Genomic DNA, 3,992 nt, shown 5'->3' on the forward strand with positions numbered 1-3,992 from the left:
TGCTGGCGCTGCTGGCCTGGGCCATGCTGGGCGGGTGGGAGTTGCAGCTGCCCGCCGCCTGGCGCGACAGGCTGGATTCCTGGGGCAGGCGGGAATCCCGGGGCGGCCTGCGGGGGGCGGGGGCCATGGGGGTTTTGTCGGCGCTGATGGTGGGGCCCTGCACGGCCCCGCCGCTGTTTGCCGCCCTTGCCTTCGCCAACCTCTACGGGGATCCCCTGCTGGGAGGGATGGCGCTGGGCGCGATGGGGCTGGGCCTGGGAATGCCGTTGCTGCTGATAGGCGGCACGGCAGGCGCCCTGTTGCCGCGGGCCGGGCCGTGGATGACGGTGGTCCGAAAAGCCTTCGGCGTCGCCATGCTGGGGCTGGCCCTGTGGTTCCTGGGGCAGTTGCTTCCCGGGCCGCTGACCCTGTTCCTGTGGGCCATGCTGCTGATTACCACGGCGGTCTTCCTGGGCGCCCTGGACCCGTTGCCGGACCGGGGCAAGTGGCCCCGGCTGGGGAAGGGGCTGGGCCTGGGAATGCTGTTTTACGGCGCGGCTTTGATCGTGGGGGCGGCGGGCGGCAACGGCGACTTGCTGCGGCCGCTGGCAAACTTCGGCGGCGGCGAAAAGGCCGCCGCGGAACACCCGGGCCTGGATTTTCGGCGCGTGCGCGATGTCGCCGAATTGGACAGCAGTTTGCAGGCGGCCGCCCGGCAGGGCCGCGCCGTGATGCTCGATTTTCGCGCCGACTGGTGCGTGGTATGCAGACAGTTGGAGCGGGAAACCTTTACCGACCCGCGGGTGCGGGATGCGCTGCGGCAGGCCGTGTTGTTACAGGTGGATGTGACCGCCTACGACGAGGCGGACCGGTTGCTGCTCGAGAAATTCGGCTTGCTGGGGCCGCCGGCCCTGCTGTTTTTCGGAGACGACGCGCGCGAGCGCGATTCGTACCGCATCTACACCTTCCTCGGGGCCGAGGAGTTCGTCCTGCATGTCCGGCAGGCGCTTGCCTCATGAGGAACGGTTGGCTCTGGTGGAGCCTGCCGGCGACGGCGCTGCTGTCCGCCGCCCTGGGGTTCTCCCTGCGCGCGTGGCTCGAACCCGGCTGGCGCGGCGCGGACCCGGTGCCGGCACTGGGCAAGCCGCGCCCCGATTTCCGCCTGCCGGACCTGGAGGGGCGCATGCACACTCCGGCGGAATGGGACGGCAAGGTGCTGGTGGTGAATTTCTGGGCCAGTTGGTGCCTGCCCTGCCGGGAAGAGATACCCGAGTTCATTGCCTTGCAGGAAAAATACGAGACCCGGGGGCTGCGGTTCGTGGGCATTGCCATTGACCAGGCCCAGAACGCCCGGGATTTCTCCGCGCAGCTGGAGATCAACTACCCGGTGCTGATCGGCGGGCTGGAGGCTGTGCAGGTGGCCGAGGCGTACGGAAACCGCGTGGGCGGCTTGCCTTATACTGTCATCGTCTCTCGTTCCGGCGAGATCGTGTTCTCGCGCTGGGGCAGGTTGCACGGTCCGGAAGCCGAGAAACAGTTGTTGCGCTGGCTGTGACCGGCCCGGCGCCCGCGAATACGAACCGAATATATATGACCCGAACATGGAACGAACGAAGAAAATTCTGGTGCTCGGCGGCCCCAACCTGAACCTGCTGGGGCAACGCGAGCCGGAAATTTACGGCAAAGGCTCGCTGGACGAGATCCACTCCCGCCTGCGCCAGCAGGCGGCCGAATGCGGCGTGCGGCTGGATTGTTTTCAAAGCAACGCCGAGCACGAGTTGATCGAGCGCATTCAGGCCGCCGGGCAGGAGGGCTGCGATGCCATCATTATCAATCCCGGCGCCCTGACCCATACCAGCATCGCGCTGCGGGACGCCTTGCTGGCGGTGGCCATTCCCTTTATCGAGGTGCATATCTCGAACCCGCTCTCCCGCGAGGCGTTCCGCCGCCGTTCGTATCTGTCCGATATCGCATTCGGCCTGATCTGCGGGATGGGACAGATCGGCTACGAATTGGCGCTCGCCGCATTGCACCGGCACTGGGCGGGCGACTGAAAACGAAAGGGAAAGGAAAGGGAAAGGAACCCTCGCGGCCAATGGATATACGCAAAATCAAAAAACTGATCCAGTTGCTGGAACAGTCGGAAATCACCGAACTGGAATTGCGCGAGGGCGAAGAGCAGGTGCGCATCAGCCGTCAAGGCAGGGAAACGACGGCGGCGGCGGCGACGGCGCGCCCCGCCGCGGCAGACGCGAATGCGGGCGCCGGCGGCGCGCCCCCGGGCGCGGAGGCGGAAGCGGATCCGAGGCAACATATCTTTCGGGCGCCCATGGTCGGCACGTTCTACGCCGCGCCCGCGCCGGACGAGAAGCCCTTCGTCCACTCGGGGCAGACGGTCAAAAAGGGCAATGTGCTTTGCATCATCGAGGCGATGAAGGTAATGAATCACATCGAGGCCGATACCGACGGCGTGGTGGAAAAGGTGTTCGTGGCAAGCGGCGACCCCATCGAATACGGCGAGCCTCTGTTCGCGATCCGCAAGTGATTTTCGCGCCCGGGCCGGCGCCGGAGAGGGCGCGCCTCGCCAAGCTCCGATGCCATAGCTGAAGCGCCGATGTTCAATAAACTGGTTATCGCCAATCGCGGGGAGATCGCCCTGCGGATCCTTCGCGCGTGCTGGGAACTGGGGGTCAAGACCGTGGCGGCGCACTCGGAGGTGGACCGCGATCAAAAGCATGTGCTGATGGCCGACGAGACCGTCTGCATCGGGCCGGGCCCGGCGCCGCAAAGCTACCTGAATATTCCCGCGTTGCTCAGCGCCGCCGAGGTTACCGATGCCGAGGCGATTCACCCGGGATACGGATTCCTGGCGGAGAACGCCACCTTCGCGGAACAGGCGGAGAGCAGCGGTTTCGTGTTCGTCGGGCCGCGCCCGGAAACCATTCGCGTCATGGGCGACAAGTTGAGCGGGATCGCGGCAATGAAAAAGATCGGGATCTCCTGCGTGCCGGGCAGCAACGGCGCGCTGCCGGCGGACCGGCCGCAGGAGTGCCTGCGTCTGGCGCAGGAGATCGGCTACCCGGTGATGATCAAGGCGGCGGCCGGCGGCGGCGGCCGCGGCATGCGGGTCGTGCACAGCGAGGCGACGCTGCTGAATGCGCTGTCGCTGAAGCGCATCGAGGCGAAAAACGCATTCGGCACGGATACCATGTACCTGGAGAAATACTTGTCGCAGCCGCGGCATATCGAGGTCCAGGTGCTGGCCGACCAGTACGCGAACGTCGTGCAACTGGGCGAGCGGGACTGCTCTGTGCAACGCCGCAATCAGAAGCTGATCGAAGAAGCGCCCGCGACCGGGCTTTCCGGGCAGGAACGCCGGCGCCTGGGAAAGATCTGCATCGAGGCCTGCCGCAGCATCGGCTACCGCGGGGCGGGCACGCTGGAATTCCTCTACCAGGACGGCCGCTTTTACTTCATCGAGATGAATACTCGCATACAGGTGGAACATGCCGTCACGGAAATGGTGACCGGCATTGACATCGTTAAAGAGCAGTTGCGCATCGCGGCGGGAGAGAAGCTGTCCCTGGAACAGCGGGATATCCAGTGGCGGGGTCATGCCATCGAGTGCCGGATCAATGCCGAGCATCCCGACACCTTCGCCCCATCCCCGGGCGCCGTGAGGCACTACCACCCGCCCGGGGGGCCGGGGGTCCGAATGGACACGCATATCTACCAGGGCTACCGGGTTCCCCCCCACTACGACTCCATGATCGGCAAGCTGATCGTCCATGCCGAGACCCGGGAGGCGGCCTTCGCCCGCCTGGCCAACGCGCTCAACGAGATTGTGATCGAGGGAATCGAGACCAACCTCCCGTTGCACCGCCGCCTGGTGAAGGATTCGGACTTGGCGGCCGGCGCGCCGAATATCCACTTTCTGGAGAAGTGGCTGGCCCGCAATCCGGTAAAGTAGGGCGCCGGAGCCCGGGGCGGCTATGACCCCTACAAGCCGCCAT

The 3,992-nt window shown here is 65.9% G+C and carries 5 protein-coding genes; all 5 read left to right on the top strand.

What is annotated here, in order from left to right:
• Nucleotides 1–998 (top strand): thioredoxin family protein (locus tag OXU43_02970; protein MDD9824122.1); only part of this gene is annotated, 998 nt, incomplete at its 5' end.
• Nucleotides 995–1,534, top strand: a complete 540-nt coding sequence (locus OXU43_02975; protein ID MDD9824123.1) for a TlpA disulfide reductase family protein — start codon at nt 995–997, stop codon at nt 1,532–1,534. The genes OXU43_02970 and OXU43_02975, both read left to right, overlap by 4 nt.
• A gap of 46 nt (nt 1,535–1,580) precedes the next feature.
• Nucleotides 1,581–2,033 (top strand): type II 3-dehydroquinate dehydratase, encoded by a 453-nt coding sequence (gene aroQ, locus OXU43_02980; protein ID MDD9824124.1) that lies wholly within the window; start codon nt 1,581–1,583, stop codon nt 2,031–2,033.
• A gap of 41 nt (nt 2,034–2,074) precedes the next feature.
• Nucleotides 2,075–2,524, top strand: a complete 450-nt coding sequence (gene accB, locus OXU43_02985; GenBank protein MDD9824125.1) for an acetyl-CoA carboxylase biotin carboxyl carrier protein — start codon at nt 2,075–2,077, stop codon at nt 2,522–2,524.
• Nucleotides 2,525–2,593: 69 nt separating this feature from the next.
• A complete protein-coding gene (gene accC / locus OXU43_02990) occupies nt 2,594–3,949 on the top strand; it encodes an acetyl-CoA carboxylase biotin carboxylase subunit (protein MDD9824126.1) in 1,356 nt (451 codons plus the stop codon).
• Nucleotides 3,950–3,992: the final 43 nt, after the last annotated feature.

Source organism: Gammaproteobacteria bacterium (genome assembly GCA_028817255.1).
GTDB lineage: Bacteria > Pseudomonadota > Gammaproteobacteria > Porifericomitales > Porifericomitaceae > Porifericomes > Porifericomes azotivorans.